The following is a 21043-nucleotide window of genomic DNA, read 5'->3' as shown; positions in this document are numbered from 1 at the left end:
ACTACCTTTTTGACATATAATAGCATGCTTTCGTCATAATATGTTGGCTGTAAAATATGGGATTTAATTTTCTACAAACTAATTACTTCAAATATGGTAACGCCAAAGTAATGGCCGCTAAGGTTTTGCTATCTTTAATCTTTTCATTTTTTATAGCAAGAAGCAATTCATCTAAGGTAAAATATTCCAACTCTACATATTCATCAGCATCCCAATGGGTTTCCCCTTGCTCTAAATCACGGGCTAGAAAAATATGGATGATTTCATTACAAAATCCTGGACTAGTTGCTACTGCCCCTAAAGATGTCCATTCCTTTGCCTTGTAGCCTGTTTCTTCTTCAAGTTCGCGTTTAGCACAAGTCAAAGGATCTTCTCCAGCATCTAATTTGCCTGCTGGAATTTCCAATAAACCAGACTTCAAAGCATAGCGGTATTGACGCTCCATAACAAGACGGCCTTCATTGTCAATTACAATAATGGCACTGGCACCAGGATGATGAACGACTTCACGCCACGCTTCTTTACCATTAACAAGGGCTGTATCATAGGTAACTTTAATTAATTTACCATCAAACTTCATTTCTGATGATTTAGTTATTTCTTCATGTATACTCATAAATTCCTCCTATTAGTATGAAAAATCGCCCCTAGCACAATAGTCTAGGGGCGATTCTTTTATTTCCCAGTACTGCCAATGCCACCTACACGGATTCCGGTTGCATCATCATTATTGGCAATTAAATATTTAGAGAAAATACCTTGTGCCACACGTTCGCCCTTTTCAATTTGTACAGTTTCCTGTCCAAAATTATATAAAGCAATTAAAATATGACCTTCATTTTCTTCATTATTGTAATAATCGCTATCAATGATACCAGTGCTGTTAGATAACATTAAATGACGCTTAATAGCCATGCTAGAACGAATATGAATGGCTAAGTATTCATCATAATTCATGAATGATTTAAGCCCTGTAGGAACCAGCTTCATTTCACCTGGTGCAATCGCCACAGACTCAGCGCATTCAATATCATAACCAGCACTTTCAGTTGTTTTTCTTCTTGGTAAGGCTATATCCTTATCTTCATACGCAGATATAACTTCAAATCCACGAATATCCATCTAACGACTCCTCTTTTTAAAGCAGATTACTCAGTGAACTACCTATATAGGCCACCAAGTAATTATCCACTGTAAGTGTTATTTTAAGCAATCCTTACGGGATAAATTAATACGACCTTGTTTATCAATTTCAATAACTTTAACCATGATTTCGTCGCCTACATTTACAACGTCTTCTACATTTTCAACACGTTCTTTAGCAAGCTTGGAAATATGAACTAAACCTTCTTTGCCAGGTAATACTTCAACAAAGGCACCAAAGTTCATTAAGCGTGTTACTTTACCTAAGTATACTTCGCCTACTTCTACTTCTTTAGTTAAATTAGTAATAATTTCAATAGCGCGATTAGCTGCTGCTTCTTCTACGGCAGCAATCGATACTGTGCCATCATCTTCAATATCAATTTTAGCACCTGTTTCTTCGATGATACCGCGGATTACTTTACCACCTTGACCGATTACATCACGGATTTTATCAGGGTCAATCTTCATGGTAATAATGCGTGGTGCCCATGGAGACATATTGCCACGAGGTGCATCGATTACTTCAAGCATTTTACCCATGATGTGCATACGGCCTTTGTGTGCTTGTCCTAAAGCTTCTTCTAAAATAGCACGAGATAAGCCGGAAATTTTAATATCCATCTGGATAGCTGTTACCCCTTTAGCTGTACCAGCGACTTTGAAGTCCATATCCCCAAGAGCATCTTCCATACCTTGAATATCTGTTAAGATTGTATAATGGTCTCCTTGTGTAACTAGACCCATAGCAATACCTGCTACTGGTGCTTTAATAGGTACACCAGCGTCCATCAAGGATAAAGTACTACCACACACGCTGGCCATGGAGCTAGAACCATTAGATTCTAATACTTCAGATACTAGGCGCATAGCATAAGGGAATTCAGCTTCGGTTGGAAGCACTGCTAATAAAGCACGTTCAGCTAATGCACCATGACCAATTTCACGACGTCCAGGACCACGAGAAGAGCGAGTTTCCCCTACTGAGTAGGAAGGGAAATTATAATGATGCATATAACGTTTTTCAGTTTCAATACCAATGCCATCAATAGTTTGTTTTTCAGATAATGGAGCAAGGGTACAAATATTTAATACTTGAGTTTGACCACGAGTAAATAAACCAGAACCATGAGTACGTGGTAATACGCCTACGCGTACAGAAATAGGACGCACTTCATCTAATTGACGACCATCTGGACGAATCTTTTCTACTGTAATCATATGACGTACAATTTCTTTAACCATTTTTTCTAAGGTTAATTTTACATCATCTAAATTTTCTGGATATACATCTTCAAAATGAGCAAGCACATCTTCAAATACTTCTTGCTGTTGTGCATCGCGTTATTGTCTGTCAGCACCGCGAACCGCTTTGTCTAATGCATCATGTGCATAGGCATGTACTGCAGCAGACACTTCTTGGTCGATTTCATGAACTGGGAACTCACGTTTTTCCTTCCCTGCTTTAGCTACCATATCTTCTTGGAAGGCTACGATAGTCTTGATTTCTTCATGAGCACGCATAATAGCTTCTAAAAGTACGTCTTCGGCAACTTCTTGAGCGCCACCTTCAACCATTAAAATGGCATCTTTCGTACCTGCTACAACTACATTAAGATCAGTTTCTTCAAGTTGTGCTACTGTAGGGTTAATTACGAATTCACCATTTACACGGCCAATGCGCACCCCTGCAATAGGACCAGCCCAAGGAATATCTGACAAGGCAAGCGCTGCCGAAGCACCAATCATGCCGCAAATTTCAGGTGCATTATCTTGATCTACAGATAATACAGTGGCTACCACATGTACTTCATTACGGCAACCTTTATCAAATAATGGACGAATCGGGCGGTCAATTAAACGGCTGTGAAGAATAGCAGATTCTGGTGGCTTTGCTTCACGTTTAATAAATCCGCCAGGAATGCGGCCTACGGAGTACATTTTTTCTTCGTAGTCTACAGTTAGTGGGAAGAAGTCAATATCCTTTGCTTCTTTAGATGCTGTAGCGGTTACAAACACCACTGTATCACCATAACGAACTAAGGCAGAGCCACTAGCTTGTTTCGCAAGCTCGCCGGTTTCAATTGTCAATGTACGACCCGCTAGGTCCATTTGGAATTGTTCCATTCCGATTCCTCCTCTGAATCAATAGGTATCTAAATTTTTTCACATCTCTCTTATTTTAATAGATTCCCATAGAAATTAAAAGTATTTTCTATTAAATTACATGAATTTAATTAGAAAGTTCACACTATATGTACAATGTATAGTTTAAAACTATACATATTTGTTTGTATAAAAACACGCATTTGTTCTTATAAGAACAACTTGCATTTTTCTTATAGGAACACTCTTTATTATAAGAACACGCTTGCTTCTTATAAAAACGCTCTTTCCTAACTATAAGAATACCCTTTTATAGATATAAGAATGTAAGAATGCTCTTTCACACCTATAAGGAAGCTCTTTCCTAGTTATAAGAAAAAAGCGGCCTAGGCCGCTTTTTAATTTACGTGTTAAATTATTTACGTAAGTTTAATTTTTCAAGAATTGCACGGTAACGTTCAATATCTTTACGACGTAAGTAGTCAAGCATGTTACGACGTTGACCTACTAATTTTAAAAGACCACGACGGGAATGATGATCCTTTTTATGTTCTTTTAAATGTTCTGTTAAGTAGGAAATGCGATTTGTTAAAATTGCGATTTGAACTTCTGGAGATCCAGTGTCACCTTCATGAGTAGCAAATTCTTTGATGATAGCTAATTTAGCTTCTGTTGTTAACATGTGTATGTCCTCCTAATAAATAAAATACGCGCTAAGCCAAAGTAAACGTTGGAGATTCGCATACTTCGCTTGCGTCCCGTGCCATAAGCACCTATAAAAGTATACTATACTTACAAAGCCTTGTAAAGGCTAAACCATATAAAAAGTAAAACTTTAAAGCCCAAAAGATTAACTTATAATTTAAAAGTTTCACAGGTAATGTTAAAAGCCTGCGCACTTAATTCTAACCAAGTGCCATGCGATCACTCACTGTTTCGCCAGCCACTTCAAAGCGCTCTAGTAAATCAGCTACAGTAAGTTTTGCTTTTTCTTCATCACGCACATCAAAAATGATGCGACCATTATTCATCATAATCAAACGATTACCAAAGCGAAGCGCATCGCGCATATTGTGGGTAATCATGAGAGTCGTTAAATTGTATTCCTTAACTAATTTATCCGTAAGACTCAGAACATTTTCCGCCGTCTTAGGGTCAAGTGCAGCTGTATGTTCATCCAGTAGCAAAAGCTCTGGACGCAGCATCGTAGCCATAAGTAATGTAATGGACTGCCGTTGTCCTCCACTGAGTAAACCCATACGTGCAGACAAGCGATTTTCAAGCCCTAGACCTAATAAGGATAGACGTTCTTTAAATAATTCTCGTTCTTTAGGAACAAAGGCCCATTTTAATCCCATCTTCTTACCACGGCGCAACGCTAATAGCATATTTTCTTCAATTTGCATATTGCCTGCTGTACCCAACATAGGATCTTGGAATACGCGACCAATAAAAGCTGCTCGTTTATACTCAGGCATTTTTGTAATATCTGTATCATTTATAGAAATGCTACCGGAATCCACAGGGAACACCCCTGCAATGGAGTTTAACAAAGTACTCTTACCAGCCCCATTACCACCAATAACAGTAGTAAAGTCACCAGATTCAAGGCGCAAATTGATACCGTGAAGGGCCGTTTTTTCATTTACAGTGCCCTTAAAAAAAGTTTTTACTAAATCTTTTACTTCTAACATAGCTCCCCCTCCTTATCGACTCTGCCATTTAGCTTTAAGTGTAGGTAAGGCTAAGGCAATAGCTACTAGAATGGCTGTAAATAGTTTTAAATCATTTGGTGGCATACCTAAGTAAAGTACTACGGCAATCACTATACGATACACCACAGATCCTAATACAACAGCTAAAAGATTTTGTACGAAGGAACGTGTTCCAAAAAGCACTTCCCCAATAATTACGGAAGCTAAACCAATGACGATGGTCCCAACACCCATCCCTACATCAGCATAGCCATTGCCTTGTGCTACGAAAGCACCAGCTACGGCTACAAAAGCATTGGACAAAGCAAGGCCTATCAAAATCATGGTATCAGTATTTACACCTTGAGCGCGAATCATTTGAGGATTAATCCCCGTAGCACGAATAGCGGCACCAATTTCAGTACCAAAGAACCAAAATAAGAATAGTCCAGCCAATAAAGCGCCTAATAAACCTACCACTGTAAGTGCCCAGGTAGCTGGCATATGAATATGTTCTAAATAAGTGTAAATCGTATCCATCCGAAGCAGTGATACATTAGCTTTTCCCATAACATGTAAGTTAATAGAGTATAAAGCAATCATCGTCAAGATACCTGCCAATAAAGCAGGAATCTTTAGTTTAGTATGCACCAAGCCCGTCACGATGCCCGCTATAATACCTCCTACAGCGGCTCCTAAAATAGATAAAATAGGATTTACACCACTCACGATGAGGGTTACTGAAATAGCCGCGCCCAAAGGAAAGCTACCTTCTACAGTCAAATCTGCAATATCTAAAACGCGGAATGTAATAAACACACCAATAGCTAACAAGGACCATAAAAGACCCTGTCCTAAGGTGGAAATAAGTAAATTCTCCATGCTATCCTCCCAATATTTGTTGCACAAAATATACTACAAAAAGAAAAGGACCGAAGCCCTTTTCTTTTTTGTTATTATTTATTTGCTTCTTTTATCACATCGGCTGGAATTGTAATGCCAAGTTTTTTCGCTTGTTCCTCATTCACTACAAGCTTAAAATCTGTCTGTGCTTCGATTGGCATATCGCCAACTTTCGCTTCACCAGATAAAATCTTAGCACCCATCACACCAGCTTGGAATCCTAGTTGGTAGTAATCTACAGAATAAGTAGCAAGACCACCTGCTTTAATTAAATTATCTTCCCCTGGGAATACAGGAATTTTAGCCACATCAGTAATTTTTACTAGATTTGGCATAGAGGAAGCTACAATATTATCAGTTGGCACATAAATGGCAGCCACCCCTTGAGACACTAGGTTTTGAGCTGCTTGCTGCACATCATTTACATTAGACACTGTGGCTTCTACCACTTCAATTCCCTTTTCTTTCGCATGTGCTTTCATGCGTTCTGCTTGAAGCTGGGAGTTAATTTCATTAGTACTATACAAAATACCAACTTTTTTAGCATTCGGCAATATAGTAGCAATTAAATCTAATTGCTTTTCTACTGGATTCATATCAGTCGTGCCACTTACATTCCCGCCTGGTTTGTCATTACTTTGTACAAGTTTAGCTGTTACATAATCAGTAATAGCTGTACCTAAGATAGGAATATCACGACTTGCATTTGCCATAGATTGTGCTGCTGGTGTTGCAATGGCGAGCACTAAATCTTCACGTTCAGACACAAATCGTTGTGCAATACTATTTAAATTAGATTGATCACCTTGTGCATTTTGTTGGTCGATTTTAACATTATCTTTAAAACCTTTAGATGCCAATCCGTCTACAAAGCCCTTATTAGCTGCGTCCAAGGCAGGATGCTCTACGAGCTGTACAATCCCTACTTTATAGGTCTTGTCACCGCTACTACTAGAACCACTACCACAACCGGCCACCAGGCCCACTACCATTACTGCTGCCAATGCAGCGACTACACGCTTTTTCCACATATTAAAAAGCTCCCTTCTACTATACTACAATTATCCATCTACAGGGGATATTTTAATACACATTATATCTTTTTTCTGATTACATTTCAATAGAAAAAAATTACTTATTTTAAAAAGCCATTACGCCTTAATGCCTCATCCCATTCGGCTTCCTTAAAGCCCACCAATACAGTATCAGGTAAAATTAAAATAGGACGTTTTACCAACATGCCATTAGTGGCAAGCAAAGCTAACTTCTCGTCTTCGCTAAGATTCGGTAATTTATCTTTAATATTTTCACTCCGATATACCTGCCCTGATGTATTAAAGAAGGCTTTTATTTCCTTACCGCTTTTGGGTACCCAAGCACCTAATTCTTCTGCCGTTGGATTTTCTTCTTTAATATTACGTGCTTCAAAATCAATACCATGTGATACTAAATAGGATTTTGCCTTTTTACAAGTAGAACATGTAGGATATTCAACAAATAACACCATTACACCTCTTCCATCTACAAATCTATTTTTTGCTGCAGTACTATTTATTCTTTTACTGCCATGCTATTTATTCTTTTACTGCCATACTATTTATTCTTTTACTTCTATACTATTTACTCTTTTACCGCTATGCTATTTGTTTTTAACTGTACTGCCATATCTTTGGTTAAACCATTAGCAGCCAGTATATAGGTTTCTAAATTGCCACGCTCCAAAGCCAATTTCATAACAGGTACTTCAAAAGGATCTAGTAACACTGACATAATTTGTTCTTTACCTATATAGCCAACGATTCCTTCACCCATTTTAGGATCAAAGGTTTCTCGCTTTACTAAATCACAATAAGGTTCAATTAGGTCCATAGCGGCTTTCGCGCAAAGCTCGCGATGGGCTATATACTGCTCAACTTGGTCCGCCTCTATTTCGTAGATATCAACCTTTACAGTATGTTTACCATTTACCATTTTATTTTAAATCCTCACCTGTAGTTTGTAAGAAGGCTACATAACATTTCTTCGCTTCGTAAATATCAGCCTTACTAGTCACTTCCCAAGGTGCATGCATGCTCAATACAGCTACACCGCAGTCTATTACATTCATGCCGTATAAAGCCATAATATACGCAATGGTACCGCCCCCACCGAGGTCAACACGACCTAATTCAGCAGTTTGGAAAAATACCTTATTATCATCCATAACGCGACGAATAAAGCCCATATATTCTGCATTGGCATCATTGGAACCAGATTTACCACGAGCACCAGTGAATTTATTAAATACAACCCCTTTACCAAGGAACGCGGAGTTCTTAGTTTCAAAAGCAGATGCATATAATGGATCGTAACCAGCACTCACATCAGAAGACAGCATGCGACTGCGTTCTAATGTGCGACGCACTGCTAAAGGAGACGTATGGCCTGCTGCTTCAAGAAGTTCGGCCACCACATTTTCAAACCAGCGAGATTGCATACCGGTAGCACCAACGGAACCAATTTCTTCTTTATCTACTAATAAAGTACAAGTAGTCCGTTCTACCTTGTCTACTTCTAGCATGGCAGCTAAGGAAGTATAGGCACATACGCGATCATCTTGACCATATGCAATAATCATACTGCGGTCAAACCCCATTTCTCTCGCTTTACCAGCTGGGACAATTTCAAGTTCAGCAGACAATAAGTCTTCTTCTTTAAAATCATATTCTCTTTCAAAAATAGAACTTAAAAATTGGCTAACTCCATCTTTAAGTTCACCCTTAACTGGACGACTGCCAATAAGAAGATCTAAATTTTCCCCTTCAATGACTTTAGCCGCTTTTTTCTCCATTTGTTCTTGCCCTAAATGAGGCAATAAATCAGTAACACAGAATACAGGATCGGTATCTTTTTCACCAATGGAAATAGGAATTACTGTGCCATCTTTTTTCACTACTACACCATGTAAGGCTAAAGGCATAGCTACCCATTGATATTTTTTTATGCCCCCATAATAATGAGTGTCTAAAAAGGCAAGATTTTCTTTTTCATACAAAGGATTCTGCTTTACATCAAGGCGTGGTGAATCAATATGAGCACCTAGAATATTAAAACCCGCTTCTAAGTCTTCTTTGCCAATATTAAATAGGGCAATAATTTTTTTCATATGCACTGCATACACTTTATCACCCGGTTTGATGTGTTCCTTACGATCCAGTACATCTTTTAAATTCTTGTATCCCTTAGCTTCAGCTTGACGAATAGTTTCATCAATACATTCACGCTCCGTCTTACCAATATCTAAGAAATTCATATAGTCTTTACTCAATTGTTCCACTGCTTTTAAATCAGCTTCACTATACTCATGCCACGCATATTTGCGTTCCATAATAACACCATCCTTTACTCATTGGCACTTTGTGCCTTTTCTTTTTGTTTTTGAGCCAAGCGTTTTAAATACGCCTCTTCTTTGCGCCTATTTAATTCGGTTCGCTCTTTATATAAGGTAAGCAACTTAGCAGGTGCTTCCGTAATCATCTTAGTTACATAATAGCGTAAAATACCGCCCTTTTTCATTTGTTTGCCAATACGCCAATGAATAGCAAATTGACCATGATAAGCACAACGCCCTAGAGATATAAATTTATCCCCTGACAAACGCTGTATCTTTTTCAAACTCATGAGATTCTGACAATGAGGACAATGTGCCTTATTGATACGGCGATCATGAAAGACTTGCCGTTTGTCATTAAAATTTTCATAAATAAAAAAACTCAATTCATCAGGAAAGTATGCCGGTGCATACACTTTACTTACAATTTGGTCATATTGCTCTATGCCCTGTTTTAAGGGAATGGCTTTACAAATACGACCTGTAAAAATTGAGTCATGTAGGGCATTATGAGCTGTTAGCTCATCTCGTGATAGGCCTAATTCTTCCATAGCCTTCACTAATGCCACTTGCTTAGCATTGCCATGAACTAAATGGGCAAATAAGAGCTGTGCATCATACCAGGGCCTAATTTTCTTTGTTGACAAACCATGAAGTTTTAAATTTTCTCGTAACATCACGATATCATCAGAACCCCAGGTTAACAAAATAGATTCTTCACCACACCAGCGCTCAAACTGTTCATAGGCTTTAGGAAAATTTAAGCCCATGGACAAGTCCTGAGACGTAATGTGTGTGAGCTCCTGCACATGCTTATGCATTTTAGTTAAAAACTGAGGTTTAACCAACAAGTTCAAACTATCTACATGTTCCATCTGCTCATTTAATTTTATGGCACCAATTTGAATAATTTCACCCGACACCGGTAGGCCCGTGCGCTTCATAAAGCCAATATCATTGGCAAATGGTTGGTTCCATTCTAAATCAAAAATAATATACTCCATCATACATCCTCGTTGCAGGTTTCTTGTAAAAGTGTTTGTGCCGCTTCAATAACAGCGTCCTTGCTTATGACACTGAGACCTTTATAATTGCCTTCTTTAATAATTTTCTTCATACTCTTGCCAATTTCATACGTATCCATAGACTCTAGAACAATGCAGTTCTTTGTGTACGGTCCATAAAATTTAGGATTAGAAGGTCCATATAAAGCAACTAAAGGCACATGCTGGCTTACGGCTACATGCATAGGGCCTGAATCATTGGTTATAAATAAACTACAATGACGAATAGCCGCAGCCAATTCACCTAAGCCAAAGGCACCTGTTGCTATAATCGGCGTATGTTCCATATGCCCTACTACATCATGTACCATATCCACGTCCATAGGACCGCCAAAAAATACTACTTTATATCCTTTGTTACAGAAAAAATCGGCTACTTCTGCAAATCGTTCCTTAGGCCAACGTTTTTCTGGTACAGCGCTGCCCACATTAAAGCCAATTAAAGTATCTACATCAGTGACACCATGACTTTCATAAAATTGTCTAACTGTTTCATCCCATTGTGGTGATGTATAAATTTCTAATCCTTTATTAGCAATATCGGTTACGCCTAATTGTTCTAGTACATTGATGTACATATCTGCAGCATGACGCGTCTTCCTATCAAGTCGCGTGTATTTAGACATGAAGGGGCGAAATAAGAAGTGGCTCATACCCGTAGTATAGGTAGCCCCAATTTCAAAAGCTAAAAAGCTAGTCCGTTCATTAGGATGCAAATTAATTACTACATCGACAGGTCGTCCTACTACATCTTTAATCGATTTACCAATGCGTCGCAAAGCACCCACACTATTGTGGCGTCCTTTTTTATCAACTGTAATAATCGTATCTATATTAGGATTATATTGCATTACATCTTTTAATTTTTCATCCATTACATACGTAATATGGCTGTGTGGTGCCGCCTTACGCAATACATGCAAAAAAGGTGTTGTTAAAATAACATCACCTAAATGCATTAAAAAGGTAACTACAATATGTTTATGATCAAAATCCATGAGATTATACTCCTCAATTCTTTATTTTGTTCAATATAAGACGCGCTTCATCTGCCACCTGCTGCACAGGTATTTGCGCCATACATTGAGGGTCATCAATTAATGGCTCTTCCACGGTAGCTCTAGACGTAGGCGATTTAATAATATGAACATAGTCACCACCATAAGGGCCCGTTCGATCTGGCGCAGTAGGCCCAAATAAGGCAATCAAAGGCACTTTTAATGCATTGGCCATATGTAAAGGTCCCGTATCAGCGCTAATATATAAAGCACTATGGCCTATGAGCTCAATTAGCTCAAGTAATGATGTATGGCCAATAAAATCAACTAACTTAGGATTTGTTGCTAATTCTTTAATAGCCTTACCCTTACTTTCATCACTCGCTGCACCCACTAAAACAATGGGCAAATCCATAGGTGTTAAAGCATCTACAAGAGCTGCAAACTGCTCTACAGGCCACTCCTTCACTGCCCAGCGTGCTCCAGGGGCCATGACAATATAAGGAGCCTTTAAATCTATACTATACTCTTTTAATTTATTACCTACTGTTGCCGCCGCCTCAGAAGAGCGACGCATAGGAAATTCAATGCTATCTACTGTCCCACCTAAGACGCGCACAGTATCTAAATAGCGCTCAATTACATGGCCATACTGATTGGGACCGACCAAGGCTTTATTGACTAATTTACTGCCTTCCCGAAGCTCCCAATACCCATATTTCTCTTTGGCACCACTCAAAAATGCAACAATGGCACTTTTAGCCAGGCATTGTAAGTCCAAACACATATCAAATTGATGGTCATGTAGTTGGCGGCGCAATGTTCTTAAATAGGAGAAGGATTTTAATTTTTTCTTGTCAATATATATAACTTCATCAATCCAAGGCATGCCAGGTAGAACAGCGCTAAACTGCTCATGCACAGCCCAAGTAATCTTAGCTTGGGGCCAATTTTTGCGAATCGCATATAAAGTAGGTAATGCGTGAATGACATCGCCTAAAGAGCTCATTTTAATAATTAAAATATTTTTATAGTCTTTCACAGCTACCTCCTCATTGCTTATTTGTTTCTTTATTTAATACGTCTTGCATAAAAGGGAGTAAATTCGATTCATTAAATAAATACCCCTTTATGCCAGCCGCCTCGGCAGCCTCTATATCAGAAGGCTTATCACCAATTAAAAAACTCGATTTTAAATCAATATCATACTCGTTGCAAGCATCTAATATCATACCGGGCTTTGGTTTCCTACAAGTACAAGTCTTCGTATATTCAGAAATGACACCGTCTTTATGATGAGGGCAATAATAAAATTTCAATATGGGGGCGCCTACCGCAGCCAATTCCTTTCCCATATGCTGGTGCAAGGTCCGCACATCGGCTTCTGTATAATACCCACGAGCTACCCCACTTTGATTGGTAACAACAATCAAATCATATCCTGCTTTTACAGCTAAGGCTAAGGCCTCTTTAGCGCCAGGCATAAAAGATAAATCTTCAATGCGATATAAATAATTTACATCCACATTAATTACGCCATCACGATCTAAAAATATAACCTTTCTCACTTAGCCACCTCCACTATTAGGTATGTATTACCTTAACGAACATATCCTTCATTATGGTCTAATAATTCACAATATTCAGCTACAGCATCTTCTAAATTAGTGAAACCTTTGTCGTAGCCTACACTCATTAACTTAGTTGTGTCAGCCTCAGTAAAACTCTGATATTTACCTTTTAATACTTCAGGGAATGGAATATAGCGTAAAGAACCAGAGCCATTATATTTAATCACTGCATTCATGAATCGATTAAAGCTCTTCGCTTCCCCTGTGCCACAGTTAAAAATACCACTGATTTCAGGATGTTCCCAGAAGAAGAAATTAACATTGACTACATCATTTACATAAATGAAATCGCGTACTTGTTCCCCATTGCCATATCCATCAGTACCTTCAAATAAGGTAATTTCACCTGTTTCACGCAATTTATAGAACATTTGACGCACTAAAGAGGCCATGTTGCCCTTGTGGTTTTCATTAGGACCAAATACATTGAAATAACGTAAGCCTACGACTTGTGATTGTAAATGCTTTTCAAATCTGCGTAAGTAACGATCAAAAAATAACTTGGAATACGCATAAGGATTCAATGCTTCTTCACAAGCAGGATCTTCCTTAAAGCCCTGTGTGCCATGACCATATGTGGAAGCCGAAGACGCATAAATAAATGGTACGCGACGTTCTTGACAATAATGGAATAAATTCTTAGTGCCTTCAAAGTTATTTTTCATCATATAGCGGCCATCATAATTCATGGTATCCGCACAAGCCCCTTCGTGGAAAATGACTTCAATAGGTCCTACATCAAAGCAATTATCAGCTACAGCAGCATCAAAATCTTCACAATCGACATAGTCATAAAAATCTAGCATCTGTAAATTTTTAATTTTACTGCCATCAGTTAAGTCATCCACAATCAAAATATCATTGCGACCTCGATTATTTAATTGTTTTACAATATTACTTCCTATAAAACCGGCACCACCAGTTACAATAATCATAATAAGCCCTCCTGAACTAAGGATTTAATCTTCTCTATAATACCTGTTGTAGAGTATCCTTCTTTAAATGGTAAAATCACCACTTTATCTACAAATTCACGGCCAATCACTTCGTCGGCTTTATAATCGCCACCCTTTACTAAAATATTAGGCCGTAATTGGCTAAGCAATTCACTTGGCGTATCTTCATCAAAAATGACAACGCCATCAACAAAGCCCAAAGCGCGCATTAAATCAGCTCGCGATTCTTCATTATTAATAGGTCTTGCCTGCCCTTTTAGGCGCTTCACTGAAGCATCTGAATTTAAACCTACAATGAGATGGTCGCCTAATTTCGCCGCATCTCGTAAATATGACACATGGCCACTATGCAAAATATCAAAGCAACCATTAGTAAAAACAACAGTAGCCCCTTCATTTTGCCATTGTCTAATTTTCTGTGCCATATCACTGGCTGAACAAGTAGCCATAGTTTCAGATTGACGCTCTCGAATCGATTCCCATAGGGTCAATAATTCTTGACGATGAATCGGATATGTGCCAATTTTTGCTACTACAACCCCAGCAGCTGCATTAGCCACATGAAGAGCAGCACGCACCGTAAGCCCCGCTGCCATAGTTGTTAAAATCATAGCCACTACAGTGTCACCAGCACCACTCACATCAAATACTTCTTGTTGCGTAGCTGGATTATGCCACACCTGTCCACTTTTACTTACTACTGTAATCCCCTTAGCGGAGCGAGTTGCCACTACATAATCAAAATGAATAGCCCCTAATACTTCACGAGCTGCTTCAACAATAGCTGTATCTGTATTAGATACTTCACGTCCTACACATTCACCTAGTTCTTTTACATTAGGCGTAATAAAAGTAGCCCCTGTATACTTACTCCAATCAGAGCCTTTAGGGTCTACAATCGTTTTAATACCTTTTTTATTAGCAAACGCAATAACTTCTTGTATTAAAGCAGGCGTGCATACACCCTTACCATAATCAGAAATAACAATCCCATCAAGGCCATCAGCACTAATCGACTCAAGCCAAGATAAAAAGAACTTACACTCTGTTTCATCAATAGCTTTAGGCGCTTCAAAATCAAGTCGTAGCATCTGTTGACGGCCACCGATAATACGCATCTTAGTAGTTGTTTGACGTGTTTCGCTATGTAGAATACCGGTCTGGTCAATCTTTTTATCCGCTAACATTTGGCCTAAAATAGCCCCATGTGCATCAGCACCAGCTATGCCACCCAAATACACTTTGCAATCAAGACCAGCTAAATTCGCTGCCACATTAGCGGCGCCACCAAGAACTTCGCGAACTTCTTCAACACGGTTCACCGGCACCGGTGCTTCAGGGGAAATACGACCTACTTCGCCAAATACATAGCGATCTACCATAATATCGCCAATAACAGCAAGTCGCATTTCTGGCAGTTTATGAATTAAAAAGTCATTTATTGTTTTACTAATCATAGTATAAAATCAATACCCTTCTTCTATAAGCTCACAAATAATATGGCCAATCATAATGTGCATTTCTTGAATGCGAGCAGTTACAGTAGATGGAACTGCCATAGTAATATCACATAATTCTCGTAATTTACCGCCACCTTCACCGGTAAATGCAACCGTATGAAGTCCCATAGTGCGCGCCAATTCGACAGCCTTAACTACATTACCACTATTACCAGACGTGGAAATACCAATTAACACATCGCCCGTGCGACCAAGGCCCGCCACTTGACGTTTAAAAATCTCATCATATCCATAGTCATTGCCCACAGCCGTTAAAATAGACGTGTCAGTAGTCAATGCTATAGCTGGCAATGAGAGACGTTCTTTTTGAAAACGCCCCACTAATTCAGCCGCTAAATGTTGCGAGTCTGCTGCAGAACCACCATTACCACAAAATAAAATCTTATTACCATTTGATAAGGCCATCTTGCAGCGTTCAGCTATTTCTTCAATACACTCTAATTGCTCCATAGTGCGTCCAAAGACTTCTAAATGATCTTGAAATCGCTGTGCAATAAGTGGATTCACATTCTTTTCTGTTGTCATAAGTCTCCTCATCATTCCTCTTTGATTTATACGTCAAAGGTTTTGTATATGCGTTAAAGTCTTAGGCTCTGTATTCTCCTAAGACAAAACTATGTCTCTTAAATTAGTATCTCTTGAAATACACGTTCCGCATTTTTTCTAAATAGTTTATCTAAATCAGTGTCATTTAATCCCGCAGCTTTAAATGCTTCATAGAGCCTTGGCATTTCGCTAGCATCGGCTATTTCCGTAGCTGGATTAATCCCATCAAAATCAGTACCTAAGGCTACTACATCAGCGCCGCCTTTTTCGTACAAATAGAGGCCATGCCGAACAATGTCTTCTATGAGGCTAATCTTGGAATCGCCTAAAAAACCTTGTGCAAAATTCAGGCCAATTATCCCGCCTTTATTGGCGATTAAACGAATCTCTTCATCAGTTAAATTACGGCGATGATTACGCAATGCTCGCGCATTTGAATGAGAGGCAATAAAAGGTTTCTTCAAAATATCACCTAGTTGGAAAGTGCCCGTATCATTAAGATGTGAACAATCCACTATCATGCCTAATTCTTCCATATATTCTACAAATTCAATGCCCTTTGGCGTAAGCCCTTTACCCTCATGCGCCTCCCCTTGGGGATAGGATAAGCCATTAGGAAAATTCCAGCTAATAGTAATAAGGCGTACACCATCATCATAGGCTTTTTTTAGTTTTCCTAAATCGCCACCGAAGACACCGCCCTCTTCTACAGAAAGCAAGGCACTCAACTTTCCCTTACGCTTCACAGTTAAAAATTCATCATAGGAACGAACTAATTCAATATGATCACTATAACGCTCCATTTGCTCCATAAAGAGGGCGCGCATAGCTTCATACCGAGCATAGGGATCTTCTTCTTGATCTAATTCAACAAATAAGGCAAAGTCCTGTAATTCATAGCCGCCTTTTTTTAATTTTTGAATGTCAATTTTCCAAGGATTTTCCCATAAATCACCACTTTCAGGATGATCTATAAGTTGCATGATTGTATCACAATGAAGATCTATCATTTTTCAGCCTCATGCTTTCTTAAGTCTTCAAGAACTGCTACAAAAGCCTGTACATCGTCAAAGTTACGATATACAGAGGCAAAGCGTACATAAGCGACTTCGTCAATATCCTTCAATTCGGATAATACTAAATCACCAATTTCAGAAGATTTAATCTCTTGTTTCGCTCGATTGCGAATGGCATCTTCTACATTTTTTACTACATTCTCAAGAGTTTCACGAGGTATATTGCGTTTATTGCAGGACCGTAATAAACCATTGAGAAGTTTACTGCGATCAAACATTTCATAATTGCCACCAGATTTTATAACCATAATAGGCACATCTTCAATGACTTCATAGGTAGTAAAACGACGGCCACAGGACAAACACTCGCGGCGACGACGGATACTGTTCCCATCATCAGTGGCACGGGAGTCTGTAACTTTATTTTCTGTATGCTTACAGTACGGACATCTCATAAGTACACCTCAATTCATAATAGTTAATTCTATACAACTATTTCTATAATTACACTTAATACGTAAAATCTAAATTACACTAAATACGTAAAATCTAAATTACACTAAATACGTAGGGCCTAATTCTTTAATGGCCTCTATATAAGCATCAAGCATTTCATAACGCTTGCGATACATATTTCTTTTATGAGTTTTCATTTCCTCATACGTTTTTCGCTCTTCCTCTAAAGGAATGCGGAAGAAGCGTTTGTCTTCACTACATTCAACGCCGCCAAGTTCCTGCCAAAAGGGATCAAATTTAACTTTTTTAGAACGATTAAAACGAATCAAATGACTATTAGTATAAAAACCTTCATCTGATACTGCGTATAAAGTGTGAATCCCCATTTGCTCAGCTAATTGTCGCATTAAAAAGAAAGTAAAATTCTTTGGTCGATACCCATGCATCTTTTTCGTAATTTTCTTAGCTGCTTCTAAGCCATCTTTATAACCTTGAATCGTGCCAATCCAAATACAGGGTGCACCATCAAAACCATAACCTAAACGAAAATTAATATGATATAAGCCTTTATTATTAATTTTGAAAAACAAGCTCAAAAAGCCTTCTTTTCGTTGCCCCGTATCAAACCAAAGCTCTCCACGTAGATCCAGTTCTTCATCAGCTAAAATTGTAATCGCCTTTTCAGGATTTCTATCATACATTTGTTGAATCGCTTCAGTTTTAAAATACTTAGGCAATAAATTAAAATGATCTTTTAAGGCTTGCAAGCGTTCTGCAGCGGTTGAATTTTTATATAGAAAAACACGATTAATTACTTCATGAATTCCTTCATGACGTTTTAATAAATTAGGTAAAATCTCGTATTGATCAAAAAATGTCTTTAACCCAATGACTTGCTTACGGTTCTTATAGGATCGACCCAGGAACAATGTAATACGACGCTTTTGTCGCCAATTATTATTCCCATATATTTCTTTACCTAAGCCCCATTGTTTTTTCCCATAAGAAAACATAAACCGAAAACTCCTTACTACTTTTTACTGCATTTACTACTCATACATCTTAGCCCTTTTTGCTAAAAAAGGGTTTCTTATATATTTTAACACGAATTTAAGAAAATAACTATCAACTAGGCCGTATTTCAACATAGAAAAAACTGCTTCCTTTACCTATGTAACATAGATAAAAGAAGCAGCTATATACATTACGCTTCTCTGTCTTTATTTGTTCCAGCATCCGACTCATTGTTAATGTCAGTATCTAACTCATTGTTAATGTCAGCATCTGTTTCTTTACTAATGGCAGCTTCTGCCTCTTTAATAATAGAGTCAATTGTAATGCTTGCTAATTTGTCTTCCATAGCTTTTTGAATCGCTACTAAATGATGGTCCAGCGCTACGTGAATATTACGCCCCACAGGACAATCCTTAGCGGGATTTTCATGAAAGCTAAATAATTGTCCATTATCTAGCGATTCTACAGCATTAAAAATATCTAATAAAGTAATCTCAGTTGGACACTTAGCAATGGAAATCCCTGAGCTTCCCTGCCTTGAATTAATGAGCCCTTTGGCTTTAAGCATGAGTACAATATTGCGAATGATAACAGGATTCACATTAATACTACCAGCTAAAAACTTACTCGTTACTTTAAACTTCTTTTCTGCAATAGCTATACAAGTAAAAATATGTACGGCGATAGTAAAACGACTTGAAATTTGCAAACAAAAAACCTCCTTAGAGTATATATGTATAATACACCTGTACTAAAACAACATCCCCGGTCTTTACCATTGCCTTTAAATACTATACTAATCTACATGGTAAACACGATTTGACAATCGCCTTACTGCCTTCGGGTCTTCCATATCAGCATAACCTATGATGCAATTACCAATCCCTTCATACTCACCATCAATATGTAAGTCTTTCAAAAATTGTTTCCATTCATCACGTTCAAATGTTTCTTTTGCACGATGAATCCAACAGCTTCCTAAACCTACAGAATGAGCAGCTAGCATCAAGTTTTCCATCACTAGTGTCCCATCATATACATAAGTAGGACGCTCTGTATTAGCCAATACTACGAGCACAACAGGAGCTCCATAAAAAGGATCCCCTTCCATCCCCATGATTTGGGCATTAATGGTAGCTAACTTATCTCTAATTTCTTTATTAGTAATCGCCAAAATGATAACCGGTTGTTTCCCCATCCCTGATGGCGCATATAAACCAGCCTCTACAATAGCATCAATTAATTCCGTAGGTACAGCATCACTTTTATACTTACGAATACTGCGTCGATGTGTTAAAGCATGTAAAACTTCGTTTTCTTGAGACATCTTCATACCTTCTTTCTCTTATCAGGTACTGCCTATGCAATAAATAAGGGGAATCTTATACAGTAGTTCTATAGAGTAGCCCTATAGAGTAATTCTTTATTCTATTATAAGTTGAAATGACAATTATTACAAGGTTTTGACTATAAAATAGTATTATAAACCTAATAATGCTGAAAGAAAAGTAAGCAAATAGCACCTTAAGACACGAAATCAGAAAAACGAAGTCGTACTATATTTCCCTCCAATCGGACAAAAACAAAAAAGTATATGCACTAAAAGTGCATATACTTTTTATGACTATGATTTTTTACGACTTTGTTTAATAAGTAAGGCAACCACTACTACAAATACAACAGCACCTATTTTAATAGCCAATTGATACCCATCAATATAAGGGATAAGTAATGGATCCTCTACAATCATCTCTCCGGATACCCAGCCGAGCAAGGAGCCACCAGCCCACAAAATAATAGGGAATCGTTCAATAACCTTGGCAAAAATAGCGGATCCAAAAATAAGAAGTGGCACTGTAATGAGCATGCCTACAATGACAAATTCTAAGTGGCCACCAGCAGCCGCTACTACACCAAGCACATTATCAATACTCATCATAGCATCAGCCATAATAATTGTAATAATCGCACCTCGAAGAGAATCCTTACTTTCAATGTCAGCTTCTTCGTCACCACCTTTTAACAGATGGATAGAGATCCAAAGTAGCACGAGCCCACCAATCAAGTGTAAGGCTGGAATCAAAGATAAAGCTTCCATTAAAATAGTAGCAAATAAAAACCGCAATGCAATAGCCCCAAATGTGCCCCATAAAATGGCCCTCTTTTGTAGCTCCGGCTTTAATTTACTAACAGCCATACCAATAACAACTGCATTGTCACCAGCTAGTAGAATATCTACAACGATAATTTTACCAATGGCTATCCACGTAGCTAACTCTAAAAATTCCATACAATAACCCATCTCCTCACAATAATTACAAATTTAACGAATCGCGTGGATTTAAACTCATTGTTCAATTATAACGCTTTCGCAAATTTTTCTCCACTATTTGGAAGAGATTTCTAAAAAACATACTATAAAGTTTTCTTATTCCGCGGTTTCGTTCCCCGTTTCTTTGGCAGCTTCTTCCATAACAACTTTCAACATATCAACCATTTGTTCATATGATTGAGCTCCAGAAAAGGCATACTTGTTATTTAATATGAAAAATGGCACACTCCCCACTCTATTGTTTTTAGCATCATTCAAATCATTTTTATTCGGGCGAAGCTGATCCAACTGTTT

General features: G+C 38.2%; 22 protein-coding genes and 2 pseudogenes. All 24 read right to left on the bottom strand.

Annotated elements, in window-relative coordinates; translation table 11 throughout:
- Nucleotides 1-82: 82 nt before the first annotated feature.
- Nucleotides 83-616 (bottom strand): NUDIX hydrolase, encoded by a 534-nt coding sequence (locus tag Q0376_RS04410; RefSeq protein WP_298704531.1) that lies wholly within the window; start codon nucleotides 614-616, stop codon nucleotides 83-85.
- 59 nt (nucleotides 617-675) lie between these two features.
- Nucleotides 676-1122 carry a dUTP diphosphatase gene (gene dut, locus Q0376_RS04405; protein WP_298704528.1) on the bottom strand — a complete coding sequence of 149 codons (447 nt, stop codon included), beginning with the start codon at nucleotides 1120-1122 and terminating at the stop codon, nucleotides 676-678.
- A gap of 78 nt (nucleotides 1123-1200) precedes the next feature.
- Nucleotides 1201-3270 (bottom strand): annotated as a pseudogene (locus Q0376_RS04400) (polyribonucleotide nucleotidyltransferase).
- A 394-nt stretch (nucleotides 3271-3664) separates the two neighbouring features.
- Nucleotides 3665-3931, bottom strand: coding sequence for a 30S ribosomal protein S15 (gene rpsO, locus Q0376_RS04395; RefSeq protein WP_298704525.1), 267 nt, complete (start codon nucleotides 3929-3931; stop codon nucleotides 3665-3667).
- Between the two features lie 223 nt (nucleotides 3932-4154).
- Nucleotides 4155-4943 carry an ABC transporter ATP-binding protein gene (locus Q0376_RS04390; protein ID WP_298704522.1) on the bottom strand — a complete coding sequence of 263 codons (789 nt, stop codon included), beginning with the start codon at nucleotides 4941-4943 and terminating at the stop codon, nucleotides 4155-4157.
- 12 nt (nucleotides 4944-4955) lie between these two features.
- A complete protein-coding gene (locus Q0376_RS04385) occupies nucleotides 4956-5825 on the bottom strand; it encodes an ABC transporter permease (RefSeq protein ID WP_298704519.1) in 870 nt (289 codons plus the stop codon).
- A 74-nt stretch (nucleotides 5826-5899) separates the two neighbouring features.
- Nucleotides 5900-6877 (bottom strand): ABC transporter substrate-binding protein, encoded by a 978-nt coding sequence (locus Q0376_RS04380; protein ID WP_298704516.1) that lies wholly within the window; start codon nucleotides 6875-6877, stop codon nucleotides 5900-5902.
- 104 nt (nucleotides 6878-6981) lie between these two features.
- Complete coding sequence (locus Q0376_RS04375; protein WP_298704534.1) at nucleotides 6982-7350, bottom strand: arsenate reductase family protein; 369 nt, start codon at nucleotides 7348-7350, stop codon at nucleotides 6982-6984.
- 116 nt (nucleotides 7351-7466) lie between these two features.
- Nucleotides 7467-7817 carry a hypothetical protein gene (locus tag Q0376_RS04370; RefSeq protein WP_298704513.1) on the bottom strand — a complete coding sequence of 117 codons (351 nt, stop codon included), beginning with the start codon at nucleotides 7815-7817 and terminating at the stop codon, nucleotides 7467-7469.
- A 1-nt stretch (nucleotide 7818) separates the two neighbouring features.
- Entirely contained in the window at nucleotides 7819-9213 is a 1395-nt protein-coding gene (locus Q0376_RS04365) for an aminopeptidase (protein WP_298704510.1), read from the bottom strand.
- Between the two features lie 14 nt (nucleotides 9214-9227).
- On the bottom strand, nucleotides 9228-10223 hold the full coding sequence (locus tag Q0376_RS04360) for a 3'-5' exonuclease (RefSeq protein ID WP_298704507.1): 996 nt from the start codon (nucleotides 10221-10223) through the stop codon (nucleotides 9228-9230).
- Complete coding sequence (locus Q0376_RS04355; RefSeq protein ID WP_298704504.1) at nucleotides 10220-11278, bottom strand: glycosyltransferase family 9 protein; 1059 nt, start codon at nucleotides 11276-11278, stop codon at nucleotides 10220-10222. Before Q0376_RS04355 ends, Q0376_RS04360 begins: the two co-directional genes overlap by 4 nt.
- A 13-nt stretch (nucleotides 11279-11291) precedes the next feature.
- Nucleotides 11292-12320 (bottom strand): glycosyltransferase family 9 protein, encoded by a 1029-nt coding sequence (locus Q0376_RS04350; RefSeq protein WP_298704502.1) that lies wholly within the window; start codon nucleotides 12318-12320, stop codon nucleotides 11292-11294.
- 10 nt (nucleotides 12321-12330) lie between these two features.
- Complete coding sequence (locus Q0376_RS04345; RefSeq protein WP_298704498.1) at nucleotides 12331-12846, bottom strand: HAD family hydrolase; 516 nt, start codon at nucleotides 12844-12846, stop codon at nucleotides 12331-12333.
- Nucleotides 12847-12878: 32 nt separating this feature from the next.
- Complete coding sequence (gene rfaD, locus Q0376_RS04340; RefSeq protein WP_298704495.1) at nucleotides 12879-13844, bottom strand: ADP-glyceromanno-heptose 6-epimerase; 966 nt, start codon at nucleotides 13842-13844, stop codon at nucleotides 12879-12881.
- Complete coding sequence (rfaE1, locus tag Q0376_RS04335) at nucleotides 13841-15322, bottom strand: D-glycero-beta-D-manno-heptose-7-phosphate kinase (RefSeq protein WP_298704492.1); 1482 nt, start codon at nucleotides 15320-15322, stop codon at nucleotides 13841-13843. The genes rfaD and rfaE1 overlap by 4 nt, the downstream gene beginning before the upstream one ends.
- A 9-nt stretch (nucleotides 15323-15331) precedes the next feature.
- Nucleotides 15332-15910 carry a D-sedoheptulose 7-phosphate isomerase gene (gene gmhA, locus Q0376_RS04330; RefSeq protein WP_298704489.1) on the bottom strand — a complete coding sequence of 193 codons (579 nt, stop codon included), beginning with the start codon at nucleotides 15908-15910 and terminating at the stop codon, nucleotides 15332-15334.
- A 98-nt stretch (nucleotides 15911-16008) separates the two neighbouring features.
- Nucleotides 16009-16941 (bottom strand): dipeptidase, encoded by a 933-nt coding sequence (locus tag Q0376_RS04325; RefSeq protein WP_298704487.1) that lies wholly within the window; start codon nucleotides 16939-16941, stop codon nucleotides 16009-16011.
- Nucleotides 16938-17402 carry a transcriptional regulator NrdR gene (gene nrdR / locus Q0376_RS04320; protein WP_298704484.1) on the bottom strand — a complete coding sequence of 155 codons (465 nt, stop codon included), beginning with the start codon at nucleotides 17400-17402 and terminating at the stop codon, nucleotides 16938-16940. Before nrdR ends, Q0376_RS04325 begins: the two co-directional genes overlap by 4 nt.
- Nucleotides 17403-17501: 99 nt before the next feature.
- Nucleotides 17502-18416, bottom strand: coding sequence for a DUF535 family protein (locus Q0376_RS04315; RefSeq protein ID WP_298704481.1), 915 nt, complete (start codon nucleotides 18414-18416; stop codon nucleotides 17502-17504).
- Between the two features lie 191 nt (nucleotides 18417-18607).
- Nucleotides 18608-19126, bottom strand: coding sequence for an Rrf2 family transcriptional regulator (locus Q0376_RS04310; RefSeq protein ID WP_298704477.1), 519 nt, complete (start codon nucleotides 19124-19126; stop codon nucleotides 18608-18610).
- Between the two features lie 87 nt (nucleotides 19127-19213).
- Nucleotides 19214-19750 (bottom strand): nitroreductase, encoded by a 537-nt coding sequence (locus Q0376_RS04305; protein ID WP_298704475.1) that lies wholly within the window; start codon nucleotides 19748-19750, stop codon nucleotides 19214-19216.
- A 291-nt stretch (nucleotides 19751-20041) separates the two neighbouring features.
- Nucleotides 20042-20707 carry a TerC family protein gene (locus Q0376_RS04300; RefSeq protein ID WP_298704473.1) on the bottom strand — a complete coding sequence of 222 codons (666 nt, stop codon included), beginning with the start codon at nucleotides 20705-20707 and terminating at the stop codon, nucleotides 20042-20044.
- Nucleotides 20708-20845: 138 nt separating this feature from the next.
- Nucleotides 20846-21043, bottom strand: a pseudogene (locus Q0376_RS04295) (hypothetical protein); the annotation flags it as partial.

It is taken from the genome of uncultured Veillonella sp., from assembly GCF_937981445.1.
In the GTDB taxonomy this organism is placed as follows: Bacteria; Bacillota; Negativicutes; order Veillonellales; family Veillonellaceae; genus Veillonella_A.
This window is presented reverse-complemented; position numbering and strand designations above follow the sequence as displayed.

Coding starts and splice junctions, on each gene's coding strand:
- nrdR (WP_298704484.1), bottom strand. CDS start 17,402: ATGAGATGTCCGTACTGTAAGCATACAGAAAATAAAGTTACAGACTCC.
- Q0376_RS04370 (WP_298704513.1), bottom strand. CDS start 7,817: ATGGTAAATGGTAAACATACTGTAAAGGTTGATATCTACGAAATAGAG.
- rpsO (WP_298704525.1), bottom strand. CDS start 3,931: ATGTTAACAACAGAAGCTAAATTAGCTATCATCAAAGAATTTGCTACT.
- rfaD (WP_298704495.1), bottom strand. CDS start 13,844: ATGATTATTGTAACTGGTGGTGCCGGTTTTATAGGAAGTAATATTGTA.
- Q0376_RS04325 (WP_298704487.1), bottom strand. CDS start 16,941: ATGATAGATCTTCATTGTGATACAATCATGCAACTTATAGATCATCCT.
- dut (WP_298704528.1), bottom strand. CDS start 1,122: ATGGATATTCGTGGATTTGAAGTTATATCTGCGTATGAAGATAAGGAT.
- Q0376_RS04385 (WP_298704519.1), bottom strand. CDS start 5,825: ATGGAGAATTTACTTATTTCCACCTTAGGACAGGGTCTTTTATGGTCC.
- Q0376_RS04300 (WP_298704473.1), bottom strand. CDS start 20,707: ATGGAATTTTTAGAGTTAGCTACGTGGATAGCCATTGGTAAAATTATC.
- Q0376_RS04355 (WP_298704504.1), bottom strand. CDS start 11,278: ATGGATTTTGATCATAAACATATTGTAGTTACCTTTTTAATGCATTTA.
- Q0376_RS04410 (WP_298704531.1), bottom strand. CDS start 616: ATGAGTATACATGAAGAAATAACTAAATCATCAGAAATGAAGTTTGAT.
- Q0376_RS04365 (WP_298704510.1), bottom strand. CDS start 9,213: ATGGAACGCAAATATGCGTGGCATGAGTATAGTGAAGCTGATTTAAAA.
- Q0376_RS04390 (WP_298704522.1), bottom strand. CDS start 4,943: ATGTTAGAAGTAAAAGATTTAGTAAAAACTTTTTTTAAGGGCACTGTA.
- Q0376_RS04360 (WP_298704507.1), bottom strand. CDS start 10,223: ATGATGGAGTATATTATTTTTGATTTAGAATGGAACCAACCATTTGCC.
- Q0376_RS04305 (WP_298704475.1), bottom strand. CDS start 19,750: ATGAAGATGTCTCAAGAAAACGAAGTTTTACATGCTTTAACACATCGA.
- Q0376_RS04380 (WP_298704516.1), bottom strand. CDS start 6,877: ATGTGGAAAAAGCGTGTAGTCGCTGCATTGGCAGCAGTAATGGTAGTG.
- rfaE1 (WP_298704492.1), bottom strand. CDS start 15,322: ATGATTAGTAAAACAATAAATGACTTTTTAATTCATAAACTGCCAGAA.
- Q0376_RS04315 (WP_298704481.1), bottom strand. CDS start 18,416: ATGTTTTCTTATGGGAAAAAACAATGGGGCTTAGGTAAAGAAATATAT.
- gmhA (WP_298704489.1), bottom strand. CDS start 15,910: ATGACAACAGAAAAGAATGTGAATCCACTTATTGCACAGCGATTTCAA.